We start from the raw sequence: 21,407 nt of genomic DNA on the forward strand, positions 1-21,407 counted from the left end.
GCCGTGGCCGGCACCGAGGCCTCCGACGACTGGCGCAAGCCTGTCGCCTGATAAGCGAACCGCCGTTGCCGGCCACCGCCAGCAGCGGTTTCTCTTTGCCCACGGACAGCCGGATATCTCATTCCGGCCCGCAAGGAGCACGTCATGCCGCGCCAATCCGACCTGCACTTCACCGTCACCGCACCTGCCGGCGATTTCGAGGTGGCCGCCTTCTCCCTCGACGAGGCCCTCTCCACACCCTTTCGCCTGCACCTCGAGCTGGCCAGCTTCGACCCGGCCATCGATTTCGCCCAGCTGCTCGACCAGCCCCTGACCCTCAGCATTGCCCAGGGCAGTGTTGTGCGCCATGTCCATGGCCTGGTTAGCACCTTCGAACAAGCCGACACCGGCCACCGCCGCACCCGTTACCGTGCCACCGTCGAGCCCGCCCTGGCCCGCCTCGGCCTGTGCGCCGACTGGCGCATTTTTCAGGCGTTGAGTGTTCCCCAGATCATCGAACAGGTCATCGCCCAGCACAGCATCACCGATGTCGAGCTCGTTTCCACCCGTGAGCACCTGCCGCGCGAATACTGCGTCCAGGCCGGCGAGACCGACCTCGCCTTTGTCGAGCGCCTCGCCGCCGAGGAAGGCTTCTACTACGCCTTCGAGCACCGCGCCGACGGCCACCGCCTGGTCTTCAGCGACCGCCTCTACAGCCACGGTGCCATCGACGGCGAACCCGTCACCTACAACCCCAAGGCCGGTGGCGATGCGCCCAGGCCCGCGCTGCACCGCTTCGTCTATGCCGAGCAGGTGCGCACCGCCCGCCAGACTCAGCGTGACTACACCTTCAAGCACCCACGCTACAACCAGCAGCACAGCGTCGACGGCGTTGAGCTCGACCACCAGCGCAGCGACTACGAGCGTTACGCGTACCCTGGCCGCTACAAACAGGACGAGGCTGGCAAGCCCTTTACCGAGACCCGCCTGCTTGCCCTGCGCGGCGATGCCCGCCTGGCCCGTGTCGAAGGCGACGATGCCCGTCTGCTGCCCGGCCCCGCGTTTACCCTCAGCGGCCACCCGCGCGACGACATGAACCGCGGCTGGCGCACCCTGCGCTTGCATCACGAGGGCGTGCAGGCCACCAGCCAGCAGGAAGACGCCGCCGACGCCGAACAGGGCACCCGCTACCACTTCAGCGCCGAGCTGCTGCATGACCACACCGACTGGCGCGCCCCGCTGCCGCCCAAGCCACGTATCGACGGCCCACATATTGCCACCGTAGTAGGCCCCAAGGACGAAGAGATTTACTGCGACGAGTTCGGTCGGGTGAAAGTCCAATTTCCCTGGGATCGCCTGGCAGTAGGCGACGAACACAGTTCCTGCTGGATTCGCGTTGCCCAGAACTGGGCCGGCGCCGCCTGGGGCCATATCGCCATCCCGCGCATTGGCCAGGAAGTCATCGTCGATTTCCTCGACGGTGATTGCGACCAGCCCATCATCACTGGCCGAACCTATCCGGCCACCCATCCCACGCCCTACGAGCTACCGCGGCACAAGACGCGGATGACCATCAAGAGCCAGACCCACAAGGGCCAGGGCTTCAACGAACTGCGCTTCGAGGACGAGCATGGCCAGGAGGAAATCTTCATCCATGCACAGAAGGATCAGAACATCCGCGTCGGCAACGACGAAACCATCGTCGTCGGCCGCGACCGCAGCGAACAGGTGGAGCACGATGAAACCATCACCATCGGCCATGACCGCCAGGAGACGGTAGGCAACGACGAGCAGGTGACCATCGGCCAGGACCGCCGCCATGCCATTGGCCAGGACGACTACCTGAACATCGCCCGTAACCACAACATCCAGACGGGCAAGGATCGCATCGAAGAGGTCGGCAACGACCGGCGCGACAAAACCACCGCAGACCACTGGATCGAGATCGGCGGACACCTGTACCAGAAGGTCGAAGGCCGCGTCGAGTTGCAGGCCGGCCAGGCCATCGTCCACAAGACCCAGGTATACGAAATCCAGGCATCTGAGGCCGTGGTACTCAAGGCCCCTGGCGGCACCCTGCGCATCGACGACTCCGGCATCACCCTCAATGGCGTATCACTCCAGTTCAATGGGCCACTTGCGTTGCAAACGAATGGTTCGGGCCACTCCATCGCCGCCAGCGGCGTGCCGACCCCGAGCGATCCGGTTTGCGTCAGTTGTTTGCTCAAGGCCATCGCCGAAGGGCGCAGTGTCGTTCGCATGGAGGGCATATGAGCAAGCATTCCGCCGCAGCCCTGATCATTGACGAGCTGCGCGAGTCCCCAGCCTATCGCTTGGCCGGCCTGGTCGAAATGTCCCGACTGGAGCCAGCCGAACGCAGTGCGCTGCGGGAAACGCACAGGGGAAACGCCTGGCCCCTGTTGCAACAACCGGAGCTCGCCAACCTGCGCGAAATCGGCCCCTGGCTGTTCGGCACAAAGCCCGATGCCGACCTGCAAGGTCAGTCCGACTTCTACAGCGCCCTGGGCCGGACAGCGGGTGATGCTCTCTGTGGCTGGATCGTCAGTGCCCTGCCTCCCGCCAGGCTGGCAGAGCACCTGAGCAAGGCCGCCGTGGTCGAAGGGCCGGATGATGCCAGCTACATGCTTCGCTATCACACCGAGCACGCTCTGCCCATCCTGCATGCCCGCCATGACCTGCCCGGTATCGCCGAATGGCTGGCGCCGATCCGCAGCTGGTGGGTCGCCCTGGCGGACCCGCAACACAGAGCCTGGCGACGCCTCTCCGGCTACGACAAGCCGGAACACCTGCATGTGCCGCCCATCCGGATTGACCAGGACTGCTGGGACATGCTGGCGGGAGACCCGCTGCTCTACCGCCTGGCGGATCAGCTCAAGGCGCCACTGCAAGCCGTGGGTGCCAAAGAGAACTGCCAGAGCACACGGCTTGGCCTGGTTCGCCAATACCTGGAGCAGGCCCGCCAACACGGCCTTACCCGCCAGGCCGACCTTGTTGACTACGTCACCCTCATGGCCCTTCAAGGGCCAGCCCTGCACAACACACCAGCCTGGCAGCAAGCCCTGAACGACGCCCTCAACCACGGGCGGCCGCTCGCCGAAGCCCTTCAGGCGCGTACGCGCCAGCGGACATACTGAGGAACCCCCATGTACGACTGGAAAGAAACCTTCGAACTGTGTGCAGAGAACCGCAGCCAGCTGGAGCAGCTCTTCAGCCCGGGGCCGGCCGTCAGTTGCACCCGCACCTTCGCCATCCTGCCGCTGCGCTACGGCGTGGTTTGCGGCAGCGCCGCGCAACGCCGCGCACTCCCCGAGTTGCCAGCGCATCTGCGCCGCCCCCACCAGGTCGGTGAACTGAGCGAAGCCAGCTACGCCATCCGCCCGTTGCGCGAAGGCTTCCTCTACGTCCTGATCAAGCGCGCCAGCACCGGCCAGTACGCCTGGCACAGCCAGTACCGTATCTCGCCTCTCGGCACGCTCGACTTCATCGATCCGGACAAGCCCTGGGATACCCTGGCGTCACTCAATCCCCTGGAAGCCATCAGGAGCATGACCTGGCTGTTCAAGATTTACGACCTCGACGACGTCCAGGATCTGCGCCTGCTCTACAGCCCCGACCCGCTGACCCAGGACACCCTGCGCAAGTACCGCATACTGCAGCTCTACCGGGATACGCTGGCGTCCATCGACATCGCCAGTTGCGCCAGCGAGACCCCACCCGAGGCACTCCCCCATGTCCTCACCTACGAGCGGCTCGACCTGATCGCCGACTTCGCGGCGCAGCACCAGGGCGCACTCAAGACACTGATCCAGGCCCAGCCGTTCAATGGCGCGAACGTCCCAGTGATGGCTGCCCGCGCGGAAATGATGCCCACGGCGAACAAGCCGCAGCATCGCGGGGTGGCCATCGTGGTGGACGACGCCATCGGCATCACCCAGGAACTCAACGCCTGGCGCAATGCCAGCCTGGAACCCCTGGACGCCTTCATGCAGCGCACCGACGCCGAAGGCCTGGACAACCAGCGCAAGTTCACCATCGCCTTCGCCATCGAGAATATCCGCAAGGCGCTGGCCGAGCAGGCCGAACACAGCTACACCCAGCACCAGAACACCCTCGGCGTCACCTATACGTCCTCCGAGTACTTGCAGAACAACGCCCAGGTCGTGATGATGTCGCGCGGCAACATGCGCTCGTTCCGCAACCCCGAGCATCAGCAGCAGGTGCAGCAGGCTGAAATCCGCCAGGCGCGGGAGCGGAGCTGGGAAGACTACGCCCCCTACATCAACGAAGGCATGCGCCAGGACTACCTGCGCGATTACCGGGCCGTGGTCGAGGCCGTCGACCAGGCCAGGGATGCCCGCGCCGCCGACCACCTGCTGTGGCTGCAGAGCGAAGCATTGCTCGATGCCCTGGCCCGCTATGACCGCAACGACCTGGAACAGGGGCTGCTGTTCGAGACCCAGATGGCCAAGGCCATCGTCGGCATGAACGCCACCCGCGTCGGCGATGCGCTGCTGACGCGCTGGAGCGAACAGGGCATCTCCAACGACAACCTGTTCTGGCGCTCGCTGGCACAGAACCAGGAATCGGCCGAAGACGAACTGAACACGCTGTTTGGCGAACGTACCGGCCTGATGCTGGGGCTGCTCGACGAAGCCCAACTGCAGGAACGCCTCAAGGGCCTGACCGACATCTACACCGCCAGCCTGGCCCTGGTCGAAGAACTGGCCGCCGTAACCACCTCCGGCCCGCCGGCCGACCGCCTCGCCGGGGGCGCGCTGCTGGTCAGCACCCTGGGCAGCCGGCTGTTCCAGAACCGCCTGGCAAGCGCCCTGGACAAGCCGGCCAACTGGCTGCTGGCCAATGCGCTGCAGGCGCGCCTGGGGCGCTTCGCGCAGCATTTCCACCTGGAGACGCGGGGTGGCACCGCGTTGAGCCAGGGCGCCACCCGGCGCCTGGATCGCTCGACGGCCAGCAGCTTCGACCAGGCCCTGCGCGCCGGCATCAAGGGGCCGATGACTGAGGTGCGCATCGGCAGCCTGGTGGCGGTGCTGGAAGTCTGGAACCTGATGGTCAAGGCCGATGCGGCCGACAAACAGAGCCGGGAGTACATCGAGATCGCCGCGGCAATGATCGGAGTATCGGCAGCGGCACTGGAATTGGGAGCGACGGCGGCGGGCTTTGCCGAAAGGAGCGGCAGTGCAGCCGTCCAGCAGGCGGGCAAAATATTCAGGGGTGGCTTACGGCTGGGAGCAGGCACACTGGCAGGCGTGGCGGCGTCGGTGGGGGCTTGGTATGACTACACCGATTTCTGGGAAAATGCTAAGAATGAAAATACATCTATCGACTATCTATACTTTCTTCGTGCAACAGCACAAACCGGTGTTGCCAGCTTGTCACTTGCGATTGGCCTCGCCTCATCCGGTCCCTTCCTTGAGTATATGATCAAGCGGCATGGTAGTAGCGCCTTTATGAGCTCAACGCTTAAGGTGGGTGTTAATACCTCGAAATTCCTGGCGGCCCGCATGGTCTTCATGCTCCGTGTCTTCTTCGGCCTGAATCTTCTCACTTTCGCCATTACGGCTGGTCTGATGTACTTCGTGCCCAACGACCTCCAGCGCTACCTGAGCCACAGCACCTTCCGCAAGGATCGCAGCAAGGGCATCGCTGATACGGAAGAGAAGGAGATCGAGATCATGCAACGCGCCGTGGGGAGTACGCTCTGATGTATCTGTTCGAGTGGGGATTTCATTGGGGAAAGAGCCTTTCTTCTTATGAGGAAAGGCTGGAGGAAGCAAAGAATCAGCAGCGTCAGCCGGGGCAACCCGAACTGAACGCCCCGGAAAGCGTTCAGGAGTCGGTATCGAAGTCGGTTTACGATAACGAGTCGCTCTATGCCTACAACGATACTTATATCGATGTGCGCACACCTAACGATGAAAAGCGCGGCTTAATCACACTGGCCGCAGGCGGCACCGGCAGCATGTTAATGTGGGGAGCACTTGCTGCATTCTGGCTGGCCATTAGTCGACTATACGACTCTTCCTCCGGCTCTCCAGGACTTGAGTTCTATATATTCGGGTTGATCTTGACACCAGCCACCGGAGTCCTTGCTCTTTACTTTTACTTTAAATACGCCTTTCGCTTCCTATTCCTCGAAGCCTTCACCGCCCGCCGCCTGATCATTCGTTTCAACCGCATTACCCGCAAAGTCTACCTTCTGCGCCCCAACCTTATCGGCGGCACCCGCATCATGGATTGGGACAAGACCCAGATCATCGTCGAAAAGAACATGACCGAACTCGAAGGCACAGGCGGTTTTGTGTGGCTCAGTTGGGACAGAGGCGACGGCACCGATCTCGAAGGCAATCCCACTGATGACATAGAGGTTGCCTTCGTCGGCAAACCCACCCGCAACGCCAGCGAACTGCTGGCCTTCTGGGAATATATCCGCCGCTATATGGAAGACGGCCCCGCCGCCGCCCCGGCGCCCGAAAAACTCATTCCCAAATTCCCCTGGCCCTGGCTGTCCCTCAAGGCCGCCTGGGGCCTGGACACCCGCTTCCTGCGCAACAGCGCCCTGTGGGTGTTCATGCTGCTCAACATCCTGATGCTGCCGCTGATCCTGATCCACGCCTTCGGCCACTGGCTGTCCCTGCTGCTGTGCTACGAGCCGCGCTTCCCCCGCGTGATCGAGGAAGCCGGGCGAGCATCGGCGCGAACGGAAACCTAGAGGCCCATCTACATGCTCAGCTGGAAAGAAACCTTCGAACAGTGTGCAGAGAACCGCAGCCAGCTGGAGCAGCTCTTCAGCCCGGGGCCGGCCGTCAGTTGCACCCGCACCTTCGCCATCCTGCCGCTGCGCTACGGCGTGGGCTGCGGCAGCGCCGCGCAACGCCGCGCACTTCCTGAGTTGCCACCGCACCTGTGCCGCCCCCACCAGGTCGGTGAACTGAGCGAAGCCAGCTACGCCATCCGCCCGTTGCGTGAAGGCTTCCTCTACGTGCTGATCAAGCGCGCCAGCACCGGCCAGTACGCCTGGCACAGCCAGTACCGTATCTCGCCTCTCGGCACGCTTGACTTCATCGACCCGGACAAGCCCTGGGATACTCTGGCGTCACTCAACCCCCTGGAAGCCATCAGGAGCATGACCTGGCTGTTCAAGATCCACGACCTCGACGACGTCCAAGATCTGCGCCTGCTCTACAGCCCCGACCCGCTGACCCAGATGACCGAGGTGCGCATCGGCAGCCTGGTGGCGGTGCTGGAAGTCTGGAACCTGATGGTCAAGGCCGATGCGGCCGACAAGCGCAGCCGGGAATACATCGAGATCGCCGCGGCAATGATCGGAGTATCGGCAGCGGCACTGGAATTAGGAGCGACGGCGGCGGGCTTTGCCGAAAGGAGCGGCAGTGCAGCCGTCCAGCAGGCGGGCAAAATGTTCAGGGGTGGCTTGCGGTTGAGTGCGGGGACACTGGCGGGCGTGGCGGCGTCGGTGGGGGCTTGGTATGACTTTAAAGATGCCAGCAAAGAGTTTGGCTCAAAAAACCTCTGGCTTGCATCTGCATATGGACTTCGTGCAGCAGTACAAACTGGCGTAGCAGGTCTGTCAATTGCCATTGGTTTAGCTGCATCCGGCCCATTCCTTGACTATATGATCAAGCGGCATGGTAGTAGCGCCTTTATGAGCTCAACGCTTAAGGTGGGTGTTAATACCTCGAAATTCCTGGCGGCCCGCATGGTCTTCATGCTCCGTGTCTTCTTCGGCCTGAATCTTCTCACTTTCGCCATTACGGCTGGTCTGATGTACTTCGTGCCCAACGACCTCCAGCGCTACCTGAGCCACAGCACCTTCCGCAAGGATCGCAGCAAGGCCATCGCTGATACGGAAGAGAAGGAGATCGAGATCATGCAACGCGCCGTGGGGAGTACGCTCTGATGTATCTGTTCGAGTGGGGATTTCATTGGGGAAAGAGCCTTTCTTCTTATGAGGAAAGGCTGGAGGAAGCAAAGAATCAGCAGCGTCAGCCGGGGCAACCCGAACTGAACGCCCCGGAAAGCGTTCAGGAGTCGGTATCGAAGTCGGTTTACGATAACGAATCGCTCTATGCTTACAATGACACGTATATCGATGTACGCACCCCAAATGATGAAAAGCGTGGCTTGATTACAATGTTTGTCGGGGGTATAGGCGTGATGCTTACAAAAGCTCTCTTTGAATTTCTATATATCTTCTACAAATTTGTTTTTACTGGGCACGCAGAAAATGGAGAGATACTAACAACATCCGATTACTTCGCTTCTATAGGCATCATCCTTATTCCAGCTTGCGCTCTTTGTATCTACCTCAAGTATGCCTTTCGCTATATATTCCTGGAGGCCCTCACCGCCCGCCGCCTGATCATTCGTTTCAACCGCATTACCCGCAAAGTCTACCTGCTGCGCCCCAACCTTATCGGTGGCCTGCGTATCATGGACTGGGACAAGACCCAGATCATCGTCGAAAAGAACATGAGCGAGCTGGAGGGTACGGGCGGTTTCGTGCTGCTCGCCTGGGACAGAGGCGATGGCACTGACCTCGACGGCAACCCCACCGATGAAACCGAACTGGTCTTCGTCGGCAAACCCACCCGCAATGCCAGCGAGCTGCTGGCCTTCTGGGAATACATCCGCCGCTATATGGAGGACGGCCCTGCCGCCGCCCCGGCGCCCGAGAAACTCATTCCCAAGTTCCCCTGGCCCTGGCTGTCCCTCAAGGCTGCCTGGGGCCTGGACACCCGTTTCCTGCGCAACAGCGCCCTGTGGGTGTTCATGCTGCTCAACATCCTGATGCTGCCGCTGATCCTGATCCACGCCTTCGGCCACTGGCTATCCCTGCTGCTGTGCTACGAGCCGCGCTTCCCCCGCGTGATCGAGGAAGCCGGGCGAGCATCGGCGCGAACGGAAACCTAGAGGCCCATCTACATGCTCAGCTGGAAAGAAACCTTCGAACAGTATGCAGAGAACCGCAGCCAGCTGGAGCAGCTCTTCAGCCCGGGGCCGGCCGTCAGTTGCACCCGCACCTTCGCCATCCTGCCGCTGCGCTACGGCGTGGTCTGCGGCAGCGCCCCGCAACGCCGCGCACTTCCTGAGTTGCCACCGCACCTGTGCCGCCCCCACCAGGCGCGCCTGGGGCGCTTCGCGCAGCATTTCCACCTGGAGACGCGGGGTGGCACCGCGTTGAGCCAGGGCGCCACCCGGCGCCTGGATCGCTCGACGGCCAGCAGCTTCTACCAGGCCCTGCGCGCCGGCATCAAGGGGCCGATGACTGAGGTGCGCATCGGCAGCCTGGTGGCGGTGCTGGAAGTCTGGAACCTGATGGTCAAGGCCGATGCGGCCGACAAACAGAGCCGGGAGTACATCGAGATCGCCGCGGCAATGATCGGAGTATCGGCAGCGGCACTGGAATTGGGAGCGACGGCGGCGGGCTTTGCCGAAAGGAGCGGCAGTGCAGCCGTCCAGCAGGCTGGCAAAATGTTCAGGGGTGGCTTACGGCTGGGAGCAGGCACACTGGCAGGCGTGGCGGCGTCGGTGGGGGCTGGATATGATCTTGCTGATGGCTATGAAGGGTTTGCCACGAAACAATACACACTTGGCTCTTTGTATTTACTTCGTGCAGTAGCACAAACTGGTGTAGCTAGTTTGTCAATTGCCATTGGTCTCGCCTCATCCGGCCCCTTCCTTGAGTATATGTTCAAGCGGCATGGTGGAAACTTTGGCATTCGCGTGATGTTCGAGAGAACATTGGTAGTTTCTAAATCCTTAGCTGCACGCATGGTATTTATGCTTCGCATCTTCTTTGGCCTGAATATCCTTATTTTTGCCATTACTGCGGGCTTGATGTATTTTCTGCCCAATGATCTCCAACGCTACTTGAGCCATAGCACTTTCCGCAAGGATCGCAGCAAGGGGATAGTCGATACGGAAGAGAAGAAGATAGAGATTATGCAGCGCGCAGTAGGGAGTACACTCTAAATGTATTTATTTGAATGGGGGTTTCATTGGTCCAAGAGCCAGAAATCCTATGAAGAAATTGCAGAAGAAGCCAAAAATCAGCAACGCCAGCCGGGGCAACCTGTACTCAATGCGCCGGAAAGCGTTCAGGAGTCGGTATCGAAATCGGTTTATGACAACGAGTCGCTCTATGCCTATAACAATACTCATATCGATGTGCGCACTCCCAATGATGAAAAGCGCGGACTTATTACACTATCCATAGGCAGTGCTGCAGCAATACTCCTATGCATGCTGTTCGGCCTGATATGGATCATTATTCAGTTCGCAGTAACAGGCCATGCGAAAAATGGGGAGCCAGTGGGGGCTTTTGACTTTACAGTCCTGAGCTTCGCCCTATTAATCCCGATCTCCGCCTTATATATTTACTATAAATATGCTTTCCGATATATATTTCTGGAGGCTTTCACCGCCCGCCGCCTGATCATTCGTTTCAACCGCATTACCCGCAAGGTCTACCTGCTGCGTCCCAACCTTATCGGCGGCACCCGCATCATGGACTGGGACAAGGCCCAGATCATCGTCGAAAAGAACATGACCGAACTCGAAGGCACAGGCGGTTTTGTGTGGCTCAGTTGGGACAAAGGCGACGGCACCGATCTCGAAGGCAATCCCACTGATGACATAGAGGTTGCCTTCGTCGGCAAACCCATCCGCAACGCCAGCGAACTGCTGGCCTTCTGGGAATATATCCGCCGCTATATGGAAGACGGCCCCGCCGCCGCCCCGGCGCCCGAAAAACTCATTCCCAAATTCCCCTGGCCCTGGCTGTCCCTCAAGGCCGCCTGGGGCCTGGACACCCGCTTCCTGCGCAACAGCGCCCTGTGGGTGTTCGTGCTGCTCAACATCCTGATGCTGCCGCTGATCCTGATCCACGCCTTCGGCCACTGGCTGTCCCTGCTGCTGTGCTACGAGCCGCGCTTCCCCCGCGCCATCGAGGAAGCCGGGCGAGCATCGGCGCCGGCGGAAACATAGAGAGCGAACCAATACCATGCAAATTCCAACGTGGGAGCAATTCTCCGCTGTATTCGCCGCCCCCGGCGACGAGCAGGCACATGCCGTGCGCGAAGCCTTTATCCAGCAGTTCAACGAGCGCGCGGGGGATCAGGCGGCATCGTCAGTAGACGATTACGTGAACGCCTTGATCACAAGTTATGGCTACTTCCTGGATTTCAAGGAAAGCACCTTCGGTATCGTCGAGTGGCTGGAAGAAAAGCTGGGTAGTGCCTTCACCGCCGATTTCGATGATGATGGCGATACGGTGAAAGTGCGCTTTGCAGGCGAGGAGATCGTGCAGTCTTACCACCACATGGGAGACGATGAGTTCGAGCAGGATCTGGCGCAGCTTGAACACCTGTTGGGTGACCAGTACTTTTTCGTCTACCGCTATCTGAGCGACGGGTGCTTCAGCGGTACCTTGGAGTTGCTGCTGGTGTCCGCCGGCGATTGGCGTCGGGCTGAAACGGTTTATGGCCAGTCCCGGGTAGCAGCCTACTTCAAGCGCTGTGTCAGCGACGCGCCACCCCCTGTAGCGAACGATGCACCTTCCGTTACTGCAGTCACTCCATCATCTGCCAGTCTGGGGCAGACGTCCGCCAGCAACAGGGCACCCAATGAAGAAGAAAGCGAGTGGGGCACGTTCTATCGGCTCAGAGCCAAGATGTTCCTCTGGGTCATTCTGCCAGTGCTGGTTGCGTTTGCTCTCAGCGTCGGGTGGGGGCTGCTGAAGGGCAATACCTTGCAGCCCCTGCAGCCAAAAGGCTGCAAGAACGTGGACAACGTTTTCCGCAACCTGCCCGCAGAACAAGCGGAACCCCTGGAAGAACAGATGCGCCAGCAGCTCGGTTGCAAGAGCGAATAAAACTGCACGGTGCCGTGCACCGAAGGAGAGAAAAATGTCAGGACGCGGCGCGATTCGCCTGGGAGACAGTCATTCCGGCGGCGGCACGATGATCGAGGCCAGCGGCTTTCCCGTGGACGGCATCCCGCAGTGCCTGCTCGGCGACGAGGCGCAATGCCCGAAATGCAAGGGCACCTACCCGCTGGTCTCGGGCGGTGACGGCACGGCCATCCAGAATGGCCGTCCCATGGTGTTCGAGCCCGCGCAGCTCGCCTGCGGCTGCACTGTCTCATCATCCTGTGCAGAGCACTACAACAAAGCATAACCGGCTGCTAGAGGAGAGCTTCTACTATGCACAACCCACCCCACCCAGGCGAGGCACTGCGCCTTGATGTGCTTCCGGCGCTGGGCATGAATCTCGATGCCCTGGCAGCGCACCTGGGCTATTCAAGCCGTCAGTTGCGGTCGGTACTCAATGGCCGGACGCCTATCCATGCCGACCTGGCCCACCGACTGGAGCTGGCCGGTCTGGGCACAGCACGCCAGTATCTGGCCGAACAGCAGGCCTGGTCGCTCTGGCAAGCCCGGCAGCGCCCGCATCCGCCCATCGCGCCGCTGTACACCCCGCAATACACGTGACAGGCAGGCCCACGGTCGTCAGTTGCCGGCAATGCGGTGACGCCACAGAACGCATTGTCGCCTGACACCCGTTCAGGTCTCCGGTGAGATAGGAACACCGGCCAACCAGCCCCCGACACCGGAGAAATGCTCATGACGATCCCGCAAACGCCTGCACACACGCACAACACCATGTTCGCCACCCCGACCGCCCTGATGCTCGATGCCCGCCTCACGCCACTGGAGCGCAATGGCTGGCAGATGCTGCGCATGCTGCGTGCCCCTGACGGTATCAGTTCGCTTGCCAGCCTCGGGCAGTTGCGCCGCTACCTCACCTCTATTCCGCTCGGCCAGAAAGCCGGCCATGAAACGACTTGGCGCGTCCTGGTGGTACTGCGCCTGACTGGCTGGATCAGCCTGGCCGGTCAGCAGCGCGACCCGCTGACCGGCCATGTCCTGAGCGAGCAGTATCAAGTGCATGACCATTCACACCACTTCGCCCAGGCCTGCGCCCTTGCCCCGACGCTGCCGCAGTTGCTGCGCGAGGCCACGGGGAACAACCAGGTGGCGCGTGTGGCCGCGCATATCCAGGCCGCACAGGCAAACGCCTCGTCCGGCGGTGATGACTCCGACGACGCAGGCCCGACGACTCCGAGGGCTTCCGACGAATCCACGACCGCACCGTCGCCGGAACACCCGGCCGACATCCCGTCTGCTCAGTGCACTTCGGTTCCGCCACAGAACACGACGATGGCTGCCGTAACGGAAGGTGCCGACCCTACGTATAGTATGTATAAGTATAAAAAACGTACGTACCGCGCGCGCGAAGAGGGGGCTGGGGATAACCCGCCTGCATTGCCTCCCTGCCTGGGCCGGCTTGCCCCACGGCAGCAGCAGGATGTGGTCGTGGCCTTGCGGCGCCTGCCCGAGGCTCAGCGCCAGGATGTGCTCGACGAGCTGCAGGCCCGCAGCCAGAGCGGCACGGTGCACAACGTGATCGCCTATTTCTTCGGGTTGATCAAGCGGGTGCTGGCCGGGGAGTTCCGCTTTTGGGCTGGCCGCAAGCTGCGCCAGCCTGCCTGTCCGGCCGTTGCGGCAAAACCCGCCGTCACCCCGTCTCCATCCTCAACGCCAGCCCCCGAGTTCAAGCCCGCCGACCCGGAGTTGGTCAGGGCGCACATTGCCAACATCCGCAACATGTTGAACAGGCCTGCGAATGCCGGCGAGCTGACCACCCGCTTTCTGCAGGGCAAGGGATGGCGGCCCGGGCCTGCATGACGGTTCGGCGATCCGGTGGTTGCAGTCAGCGCGGCTGCCCCATCCACTGCAAGCTGCCTGAGCCGTCAGGACGGCCTCTGTCCTGGCGGATCAGGCAGCCGACAAGGCCGCAGGCCGCGTCAGTGGCGAAGCGCACAGGCGGCATGCCGTGGCTGCTGCAGATGGCAGGAAGGCGTTGCCTCTACCGCGTCGGCCAAGTCATTTCCTGCGCCAGAACGACCTCCGGGGCCTGCTGGTGTCGTCACTGCACACCGCAGTGACGACACCGCGAACCGCCGCAACAATACGGGCTGGGGCAGCATCCTATTGTCGCTGTCGCACATGATGATGCCCCGCGATACTGACCCCGCACTGACCTGCCGGCAGGTGTAATGCCGGACATGCTGGCGCAGCGTCCATGCGCCGTCATTGCGCAGCCGTACCCATCCGGCCACCCAAAGGCACCGGCTTCTGCAAGTGCCTGTCCGCAAGGATGAAGCCACCCCAGGCGCGCCAGGCCCATTTGCGCACCGCCCCTGCCACAGGGTGAGCCACTTTTATCTCCCAGCCATTCGGCGTCGTCCCATCCGCCGCAGCGTCCTGCTGCCTGTCTGTCCCATGCCCGCTGTCGTCATCAGCCGAGAGCTTTCCTTTATCCCATCCACAGGAGGTTTATCCATGCACTACGCACGCTGACATGCCGCCCGGCCTTCCCACAGGAAGCAAGGTGGACGCCTCATGCCGAGGCAAGGGGTGCGCTGAGCACCCAGCCCTTCGCCCTTCGGGGATCTCGCGATAGCGAGTTGGCAACAACACTAACCGATCAAGTTCTCAGCATGACGCGACACCCGGCACACAGGAGGCAGACGATGGACGATTTGACCTGGACGCTGATACAGCTGTGCCGACGCAACCGTGACGGCAGCTTTGCCACGCAGGCTGACCGGCAGCGCTCGCTGACGCTGATGGCCCGCCAGTTGCGTGATGCCGGGTTCAACCAGATGCAGGCCCGTTCGCTCAAGGGCAATCACGTCAATACGCTGCTCAACCAGTGGCAGGCACAGGGGCTCTCGACCGGAACCCTGAAGAACCGCCTGAGTCACTTGCGCTGGTGGGCCGAGAAAATCGGCAAGGCCGGCCTGCTACCTGCCGACAATCGCCAGCTCGGCATTCCCGAGCCGAAGTACAGCAGCAACCAGAGCAAGGCGCAGACTCTGGACGAACGCCTGGATGCCATCCGCGATCCGCACGTGCAGATGAGCCTGCGCCTGCAAGCCGCCTTCGGGCTGCGCCGCCAGGAGTGCATCAAGTTCCAGCCGACCTGGGCCGACCGGGGCGATCACATCGCGCTCAAAGGCTCATGGACGAAAGGCGGCAAACCGCGCAGCGTCCCCATTACGACGCCGCAGCAACGGGCGGTGCTCGATGCGGCGCGGACACTGGCCAGGGCCAGTTCGCTGATCCCGGCAAACAAGTCCTACATCCAGCAGCAACATGTGTATGACGGCCAGTGCAAGGCGGCAGGGCTGAGCAACATGCATGGCCTGCGCCATCATTACGCCCAGGCAAGATATGAGGCGCTGACCGGCTGGCAGGCGCCGGCTGCGGGCGGGCCAACCGCGCGTGAGCTAACCCCGGCCCAGCGCCAGATCGATAGGCAGGCTCGCCAGATCATCAGCCATGAACTGGGCCATGAACGGCACCAGATCGTCACGCTGTATGTGGGACGCTAGTCGCCGGGCAGTCGCTGGCTAGCCTCGTCGCATCCACAGTTCATACGCCAGGCCTGAGAGCATGAAGTAGGCCCCGCCAAGCAGCATGATCAGCAGCACAACGCCGCCGGCCCGTGCGGAAAACCGGGTATACCGCGCCAAGGCAAACCAGACCGAAGACAGTGCACCGCTGGCCCGCTGATTCATCAAGGCGAGGTAATGCAGTGACCGAAGCGCCGCAGCAAGCGTTGCGCCAACCCCCATCACGACTCCGAAGAGCTGGGACAGTATCCAAATCCGATGCTCGTCCTCCAGTACATCAAAATAGTAATCGATAATCCCGTAGCGGAAAGCAGCCTCACGGGCGCCGGCAATAATGCCTGCCTGCGCCAGTTCGGTCAGGTAGATAGAGGCGCCCACTGCAACCAGGGGCGTGAAGATGTACCAGCCCCATTCCGCGCTGTTGTATTGCCCCCGGATGGCAGAGGCCAAACCAGCCGCCAGGATAAACGCCGTGCAGGAAAACACCCCACTCAGCCAATAGTGCAGGATTTCACTGGCGTAACGGCTATACCCCCAGATGACAACGGCCACGACAATGAACAGAGCGCCAAGGTAAGCCCATACGTCGTCCGAAGAAGAGGATGTTCCCCGGCTTTGATTCACCACGACCGTTTGTCTGAAGGTGATAACGGTCTGCTGCACTGTGACAGGTGCCGCAGGCGAAGGGGTGTTGTTGAATCCGCCAAATAGCAGCCCCAATATGGCGCCGATAAGTGGGGATATAACAGCGCTTTGTACAAGCGGGTTATTTATCCAGGCAATAAACGCGTCCAATCAATGCTCCTTTACATGCTCACATGGTTATACCGACCCGAAAGAAAAACCGCCTGCAGAGCAACGCTGCCATTAAATGGCAACTCGCTCCGAAGACGGCTTGCTTATCGGGCCTGCTGCAATTCTCTGTATTTTATATAGATTAAATCGCAAGGCGAGCATTACACCTTGAACTGCGCTAGGCTCTGTCTGAAAAAAGCCGTCGCATATACCGCAGGACACAAGCCAGCGAAACCATCGCGGCGTAACTTTTTGCGAGCTTGTCGAAGCGCGTGCGATCCGGCGGTTCTCTTTCAACCAGCCAAACATGCGTTCGATGATGTTGCGCTGTCGGTATTTGGGCCGGTCGAACAGTCTGGGTAAGCCAGGCTTGGGCTTGCGCTTCATCGAGCGCAACGGGATGACGGGCTGCACTCGATATTGGTCGCAGTAGCGGCGTAGCGCTTCGGCGTCGTAGCCCTTGTCGGCAAGTAGCCACTTACAGCGCTTGCGCGGGCGGCCACGTTGGCTCGATGGAATGCTGACCTCGTCCAGCAGTAGTTGGGCGTAGCTGATGTCACTGGCTTGACCGCCAGAGAGGAGAAAGCGCAACGGTATCCCGCTGGCGTCGCAGAGCATGTGGATTTTGGTTGTCAGGCCGCCACGACTTCGGCCTAGAGCGTGATCGGCAGGCTCGTCAGGCCCCCTTTTTTCCGCGCTCCAGATGAAGCACGGGTTGCTCTAACAGCGGTCGAATCGATCATCCAGGTGTGGGGATCAATCAAGCCTTTGTCATTGAGTCTGAGGTGCAATCGTCTGAGCATCTGATCGAACGTTCCGCAGTTTCGCCAGACTCGGAAGCGGTGATGGACAGTCGCCCAAGACCCGAAACGCTCGGGCATATCTCGCCAGGCTGCTCCTGAGCAGAGCACCCAGAGAACACCATCGAGCATCAAGCGATCACTGCTGCGGGACCTGCCCCTGACGTGGACTGCCGTAAAGAGATCGGCGACCACCTCCGACGCTTCATCAGAGAGCTCATAACGCTTTGCCATCACAGAATTCCTTTCCGTAGATGGTCGGCGACTGTACCGAACCCGGGCTGTTCCGGGGCCACATTTCAGTTTCTTGGGATTTCAGACAGAGCCTAGCCGCTGAGCCCGCCGTAACCGAGCATTTAACTCGAAATTCTGCATTGCCCCACCGCATTGCTCGGAATTAGCGGCAGCAACCAGCACGACTGAACATCCCACGCGCCAGACTTATTTCGAACAGAAAAATGCGGTGGGCTGCGCGACAGAGCGATAACCAACTTTCTAAAAACATCTGCTTACACTTCGCGCCTCGACTGGAAGCCCTTCTTCATTGCATGGTTTTCTTTTGGACACAACTGCCGAATAGCGCCTGTTTGATCAACGCCTACTAACCGGTAATTATCCCTACAAATCTACCCCTCATATAGAAACCATCCCGTTCTCTGAGGATTTGACATGGGCGATGAATTAGACAAAAAGTCCGTGCTGCTTGTGGACTGCATGTTGCCAAAGGCCCATCAGTACTCGGACTTCCAGCTTCTGGAGTTGATTTACCAGGTACACGGCGATGATCTTGAGCAACGCTCCCCTTCCCCACAAACCCGAAGACGCTTGCGACTCGAAGTCTCTCCGAAACTGTCACTCCCCATCGCCGATGTACTCAGTGCTGAGCACACTGGGGAGATTGGAGAGGATCGTTACCACATTCAAACCACTTTTTTGGCTTGCATGGCACCTATTCGCCGCTGCCCAGCTATTACCTTGACGAAGTGGCCTATGAGCATGCGCAGGGCATCGGTGTACGCCTGGCCTACTTCAATTTCTTCAACCATCGCCTGCATACCCTGTTGCATTAGAGCTGGCCCAGGTACCGCTACTACCGGCGCTTCCAACCAGGCGCCACTGACGGCTTCTCTCGTTACATCTTCGCCATGATCGGTCTGGATGACGCCGCCCTGCGCGGCGCCACACCGCTGCCTTGGAGCCGGTTGCTGAGCTTCGTGGGGATGATTGCCAGCCGCAGCCGCTCGCCCACCGTCGTCTCGGGCATCATCGCCCACTGCTTCGACCTCACCGACGTCAGCCTCCGCGAATTCGAGCAACGCTACATGGACATCCCGCAGCCCCAGCGCCTGGCGCTGGGCAAACGCAACGGCACCCTGGGCGACAATTTCGTCCTCGGCGGCCGGGTGCGCACACGCGCCAGCAAGTTCACCCTGGTCATCCGCGATCTGAATCAGGAGCGCTTCCGCCAGTTCCTGCCCAGCGGCGAGAACTTCGCCCGGCTGCGCAAACTGATCGACTTCCTGCTGCCCGACCCGACCGCCTACGACCTGGAGCTGGGGCTGCGTCAGGAAGAAGTACCGCCGTTCAACCTCAAGCGCAGCAACGGCACCCATCTGGGCTGGACGAGCTTCATGGATCGCCAGAGCCTGCGCAGCCAATCCACCGTCCGCATCCGGGTGCGCTCATGAACCGGCCCGCCAATGCGCCACGCATCGCCCTGATCGTCGTCAACCCGCAGATACTGCGCCAGGGCTGCGCGCCCAACTACGGCTTCGACGCCGCCGGCGGCACCATCGGCAGCCACGGCACCGACTGGCTGCTCAGCGACAACCGCGAGCGCATTCTCCCCGTGCACTGCGAAATCGTGCTCGACGAAGGCCTGTTCTGCGTCGTCGACCGCTCGGGCCACATGCGCCTGAACGGAAGCGATGCCGCCCTGGGCCTGCACGTCAGCGCCCGCCTGGCCAAAGGCGACATCCTGCACATCGGCCCCTACCGGGTATCCGTCCACCTGCACGACCAGCAACATGCGCTGCCCGACCCGTCGCGCCACCTGATCCAGTACGACGTGGGCGAACTGCTCAACCTCCAGGACGAGCGCCTTGACCTGTTCGAGCAACTGGCGCCGGACGTCCTGCCCGACAGCGCCCCCACGGCAGAGAAAGACCTCCTGCAAAGCTGGCTGGAAGGCGCAGAGCCCGGCAACGGCGATCTCGACCCCCTGCTGGCCCTCAATGCCGGCCGCATCGTCGAGGAAGCGCATCAGTACAGCCTTATCGAAGACATCCACCACGGCATGACGCCAGCCAGCACCCAGCCGGATCTGGCCGCCACCCGCTTCGAAGCCATCAGCGGGTTGCCCGTCGCACGGCCCGAAGCCGCCGTCAGCTCCTACCTGGTGGCAGAGCTGCCGCCCGCACCGGCCTGCACCGCCGGGCCATTGCTCGACATCCTCCAGCCTTCGGCGCCGACGACATACAGCGCCACAGCCACCCAAACCGCCATGAACCCGGCACAGGCACAACAGCCCGACGCCCTCCTCACCCATGCCATCACGATAGGGCTCGACGCCATGTTGCAGTCCGCCCCGTCCAGCGCCGAACTGGAAAGATTCTGGCAAGCATTCCACCAGGCCTACGACCAGGCACAGCGCACCCAAGGGATAGCAGCGCAATGAACCTCAGACCACACCTCGCCCTCCTGCTCGTCGCCGCCAGCCTGTCCGGCTGCAGCCTTTTCGGCTTTGGCGAAGACGAAGACCCCCTCGGCCCGACCACGCAAGTCGCGTTCAGCCTGTATGCCAGCCCCAGCGTCAACCCCAACCCGAACATCCCGCAGGCCGAAGCGGACGTCACCATCCACACCCCTGCCACGGCCAGCCCCCTGGTGGTCGATAGCGCCGGGCAGGCGCTGTACCAGATCAACCTGACCGGCCATGACCGGCTCGATCTGGTCGACAAGCTCAGCGTCCTGCTCGACCACCTCCAGTCGGGCGGCCCGGACGACGCACCTGCGCGTTTGGCGCAGGGCATCCCCTTCGAGCCCTCGCTGCAAATCCCGAAAGCCGATAGCACACCCGCCACCCCGGCCCTGTCCGGCATTCCCGACCTCGAAGCACTGGCACCGCGTCCCTACAACGTCCCCCTGGCGCCACACACCCTCGACGACCATGCACCGGCCTGGCTCGGCACCGCCAGCGACGTCTGGCAGCACGCCAGCAGCGCCCTGGCCGGAAGCGCCGCCGGCCCCGCGCCCGAAGTCGTAGCCACGCCCATCACCTTCAAGATCCTGCAGCTCAAGGACGACTCGCTGTTCCTCAACGCCGACCAAGACCTGCTCACCAGAGCCTCAAGAAAGCCCTCGGTCGCACCTACCTGGTCGATGACGCCTACATCCTGCTGCCCGGCCAGTTCAAATTCATCGACTACGCGGACATCCACGAAGACACCCGCTACATCGCCGTCTTCGCCAACTTCCACGACCAGGACGGCGCCACCTGGAAACAGGTACTGCGCCTGGAACCCAACGGGCACAAGTACGCCCTGCTGGTCATCCTCCACGACAACGCGGTCGCCATCACCGAAGAGCGCTACCGCCAGCCGAAACCGAGACCGACGAAATGACATCAAGGAACTCTGTCATCTGGAGCGAAGGCTTGTTCGTCAAGCCGCAGCACTTCCAACAACAGACCCGCGCACTGGAACACCACGCCAACCAGCGCATCAACGCCGTCAGCGAACACCTGTACGGCTTCAGCGTGCTGGAGCTGAACCACGAGTACCTGAGCTTCGGCAAGATCGCCATCGTCAGGGCCCAGGGCGTCATGCCCGACGGCACGGTCTTCAACATCCCCAACGACCAGCCGCCGCCCGCGCCCCTGACCATCGCCGACGCCACCAGCGCCGGCCAGGTGGTCTACCTGACCCTGCCGCTCAAGTCCGACGGCGTGCTGGAAGTGCAGTGGCCCGATACCTACGCCAACGCCCGCTACATCGCGCATTCCGAGGAAGCCCGTGACACCCACAGCGAGGAAGGCGACCACATCCGCATGGATCTGGCCATCCCCAACCTGCAACTGACCCTGGAACGGGACGACCGCAGCGCCTTCACCGGCATCGCCCTGTGCCACATCCTCGACAAGCGCCCGGACGGCAGCCTGGTGCTCGACGAGCACTCCTATCCCACCAGCGTCTCGCTGTCCGCCGTGCCGCGCCACCTGCCGTTCCACTCCGGCTTCAGCTACTTCCAGCTCGACCGCAGCCACGCCAACTGGCAAATGATGCGCGAGGCCGC

At 61.6% G+C, this 21,407-nt stretch carries 18 protein-coding genes and 2 pseudogenes; 17 read left to right on the plus strand and 3 right to left on the minus strand.

Annotation, left to right across the window (positions count from 1 at the left end; genetic code table 11):
* Nucleotides 1–144: 144 nt before the first annotated feature.
* The 13 genes from ACF8E5_RS14390 to ACF8E5_RS14450 all read left to right on the plus strand — a co-directional run bounded on the left by ACF8E5_RS14390 (nt 145) and on the right by ACF8E5_RS14450 (nt 15,498).
* Nucleotides 145–2,253 (plus strand): type VI secretion system Vgr family protein, encoded by a 2,109-nt coding sequence (locus ACF8E5_RS14390; protein ID WP_058639686.1) that lies wholly within the window; start codon nt 145–147, stop codon nt 2,251–2,253.
* On the plus strand, nt 2,250–3,134 hold the full coding sequence (locus ACF8E5_RS14395) for a DUF4123 domain-containing protein (protein ID WP_058639687.1): 885 nt from the start codon (nt 2,250–2,252) through the stop codon (nt 3,132–3,134). Before ACF8E5_RS14390 ends, ACF8E5_RS14395 begins: the two co-directional genes overlap by 4 nt.
* Nucleotides 3,135–3,143: 9 nt before the next feature.
* The gene (locus ACF8E5_RS14400) at nt 3,144–5,723 is read left to right on the plus strand and encodes a T6SS effector BTH_I2691 family protein (protein WP_325943699.1); all 2,580 of its coding nucleotides are present in this window, start codon (nt 3,144–3,146) and stop codon (nt 5,721–5,723) included.
* A complete protein-coding gene (locus ACF8E5_RS14405) occupies nt 5,723–6,730 on the plus strand; it encodes a DUF6708 domain-containing protein (protein WP_058639689.1) in 1,008 nt (335 codons plus the stop codon). Before ACF8E5_RS14400 ends, ACF8E5_RS14405 begins: the two co-directional genes overlap by 1 nt.
* 12 nt (nt 6,731–6,742) lie before the next feature.
* Entirely contained in the window at nt 6,743–7,936 is a 1,194-nt protein-coding gene (locus ACF8E5_RS14410) for a toxin VasX (RefSeq protein ID WP_392475426.1), read from the plus strand.
* Nucleotides 7,936–8,949, plus strand: coding sequence for a DUF6708 domain-containing protein (locus ACF8E5_RS14415; protein ID WP_392475427.1), 1,014 nt, complete (start codon nt 7,936–7,938; stop codon nt 8,947–8,949). The genes ACF8E5_RS14410 and ACF8E5_RS14415 overlap by 1 nt, the downstream gene beginning before the upstream one ends.
* Nucleotides 8,950–8,961: 12 nt before the next feature.
* On the plus strand, nt 8,962–10,011 hold the full coding sequence (locus ACF8E5_RS14420) for a hypothetical protein (RefSeq protein ID WP_392475428.1): 1,050 nt from the start codon (nt 8,962–8,964) through the stop codon (nt 10,009–10,011).
* A complete protein-coding gene (locus ACF8E5_RS14425; RefSeq protein ID WP_196126124.1) occupies nt 10,012–11,025 on the plus strand; it encodes a DUF6708 domain-containing protein in 1,014 nt (337 codons plus the stop codon).
* 16 nt (nt 11,026–11,041) lie between these two features.
* Nucleotides 11,042–11,911, plus strand: a complete 870-nt coding sequence (locus tag ACF8E5_RS14430) for a hypothetical protein (protein WP_392475429.1) — start codon at nt 11,042–11,044, stop codon at nt 11,909–11,911.
* Between the two features lie 34 nt (nt 11,912–11,945).
* A complete protein-coding gene (locus ACF8E5_RS14435; protein ID WP_058639901.1) occupies nt 11,946–12,215 on the plus strand; it encodes a PAAR domain-containing protein in 270 nt (89 codons plus the stop codon).
* A 26-nt stretch (nt 12,216–12,241) separates the two neighbouring features.
* On the plus strand, nt 12,242–12,529 hold the full coding sequence (locus ACF8E5_RS14440) for a HigA family addiction module antitoxin (RefSeq protein ID WP_196186759.1): 288 nt from the start codon (nt 12,242–12,244) through the stop codon (nt 12,527–12,529).
* A gap of 132 nt (nt 12,530–12,661) precedes the next feature.
* Entirely contained in the window at nt 12,662–13,786 is a 1,125-nt protein-coding gene (locus tag ACF8E5_RS14445; protein WP_392475430.1) for an STY4528 family pathogenicity island replication protein, read from the plus strand.
* Nucleotides 13,787–14,634: 848 nt separating this feature from the next.
* A complete protein-coding gene (locus ACF8E5_RS14450; protein WP_392475431.1) occupies nt 14,635–15,498 on the plus strand; it encodes a phage integrase N-terminal domain-containing protein in 864 nt (287 codons plus the stop codon).
* A gap of 18 nt (nt 15,499–15,516) precedes the next feature.
* Here ACF8E5_RS14450 and ACF8E5_RS14455 read toward each other — a convergent pair whose 3' ends face one another.
* Together ACF8E5_RS14455 and ACF8E5_RS14460 are read right to left on the minus strand one after the other, a co-directional pair.
* Nucleotides 15,517–16,314: a hypothetical protein gene (locus ACF8E5_RS14455; RefSeq protein WP_392475432.1), complete on the minus strand. Its 798-nt coding sequence runs from the start codon at nt 16,312–16,314 to the stop codon at nt 15,517–15,519.
* Between the two features lie 178 nt (nt 16,315–16,492).
* A pseudogene (locus ACF8E5_RS14460) lies at nt 16,493–17,348 on the minus strand (IS5 family transposase).
* 435 nt (nt 17,349–17,783) lie between these two features.
* Here ACF8E5_RS14460 and tssG point away from each other — a divergent pair.
* Nucleotides 17,784–18,802 (plus strand): annotated as a pseudogene (gene tssG / locus ACF8E5_RS14465) (type VI secretion system baseplate subunit TssG).
* Nucleotides 18,799–19,791 carry a hypothetical protein gene (locus ACF8E5_RS14470; RefSeq protein ID WP_392475433.1) on the plus strand — a complete coding sequence of 331 codons (993 nt, stop codon included), beginning with the start codon at nt 18,799–18,801 and terminating at the stop codon, nt 19,789–19,791. The pseudogene tssG and the gene ACF8E5_RS14470 overlap by 4 nt, the downstream one beginning before the upstream one ends.
* On the opposite strand, the gene ACF8E5_RS14475 is transcribed toward ACF8E5_RS14470, so the two are convergent.
* Nucleotides 19,749–20,327, minus strand: coding sequence for a hypothetical protein (locus ACF8E5_RS14475; RefSeq protein ID WP_392475434.1), 579 nt, complete (start codon nt 20,325–20,327; stop codon nt 19,749–19,751). The genes ACF8E5_RS14470 and ACF8E5_RS14475 overlap by 43 nt on opposite strands.
* 185 nt (nt 20,328–20,512) lie before the next feature.
* Between ACF8E5_RS14475 and tssJ the strand changes: the two genes are divergently transcribed.
* Together tssJ and tssK are read left to right on the plus strand one after the other, a co-directional pair.
* Nucleotides 20,513–20,737 carry a type VI secretion system lipoprotein TssJ gene (gene tssJ, locus ACF8E5_RS14480; protein WP_392475436.1) on the plus strand — a complete coding sequence of 75 codons (225 nt, stop codon included), beginning with the start codon at nt 20,513–20,515 and terminating at the stop codon, nt 20,735–20,737.
* The coding region (gene tssK, locus ACF8E5_RS14485) for a type VI secretion system baseplate subunit TssK (RefSeq protein WP_392475435.1) at nt 20,734–21,407 on the plus strand (674 nt) is incomplete at its 3' end. The genes tssJ and tssK, both read left to right, overlap by 4 nt.

Source organism: Pseudomonas sp. WSY_20, assembly GCF_043104335.1.
GTDB lineage: Bacteria > Pseudomonadota > Gammaproteobacteria > Pseudomonadales > Pseudomonadaceae > Aquipseudomonas > Aquipseudomonas parafulva_B.

Excerpts from the sequence above, each read along its gene's own strand:
- ACF8E5_RS14410 (WP_392475426.1), top strand. The coding sequence starts at position 6,743 with ATGCTCAGCTGGAAAGAAACCTTCGAACAGTGTGCAGAGAACCGCAGC.
- ACF8E5_RS14440 (WP_196186759.1), top strand. The coding sequence starts at position 12,242 with ATGCACAACCCACCCCACCCAGGCGAGGCACTGCGCCTTGATGTGCTT.
- ACF8E5_RS14395 (WP_058639687.1), top strand. The coding sequence starts at position 2,250 with ATGAGCAAGCATTCCGCCGCAGCCCTGATCATTGACGAGCTGCGCGAG.
- ACF8E5_RS14420 (WP_392475428.1), top strand. The coding sequence starts at position 8,962 with ATGCTCAGCTGGAAAGAAACCTTCGAACAGTATGCAGAGAACCGCAGC.
- ACF8E5_RS14435 (WP_058639901.1), top strand. The coding sequence starts at position 11,946 with ATGTCAGGACGCGGCGCGATTCGCCTGGGAGACAGTCATTCCGGCGGC.
- ACF8E5_RS14405 (WP_058639689.1), top strand. The coding sequence starts at position 5,723 with ATGTATCTGTTCGAGTGGGGATTTCATTGGGGAAAGAGCCTTTCTTCT.
- ACF8E5_RS14430 (WP_392475429.1), top strand. The coding sequence starts at position 11,042 with ATGCAAATTCCAACGTGGGAGCAATTCTCCGCTGTATTCGCCGCCCCC.
- ACF8E5_RS14390 (WP_058639686.1), top strand. The coding sequence starts at position 145 with ATGCCGCGCCAATCCGACCTGCACTTCACCGTCACCGCACCTGCCGGC.
- ACF8E5_RS14450 (WP_392475431.1), top strand. The coding sequence starts at position 14,635 with ATGGACGATTTGACCTGGACGCTGATACAGCTGTGCCGACGCAACCGT.
- ACF8E5_RS14470 (WP_392475433.1), top strand. The coding sequence starts at position 18,799 with ATGAACCGGCCCGCCAATGCGCCACGCATCGCCCTGATCGTCGTCAAC.
- ACF8E5_RS14400 (WP_325943699.1), top strand. The coding sequence starts at position 3,144 with ATGTACGACTGGAAAGAAACCTTCGAACTGTGTGCAGAGAACCGCAGC.
- ACF8E5_RS14445 (WP_392475430.1), top strand. The coding sequence starts at position 12,662 with ATGACGATCCCGCAAACGCCTGCACACACGCACAACACCATGTTCGCC.
- ACF8E5_RS14415 (WP_392475427.1), top strand. The coding sequence starts at position 7,936 with ATGTATCTGTTCGAGTGGGGATTTCATTGGGGAAAGAGCCTTTCTTCT.
- ACF8E5_RS14425 (WP_196126124.1), top strand. The coding sequence starts at position 10,012 with ATGTATTTATTTGAATGGGGGTTTCATTGGTCCAAGAGCCAGAAATCC.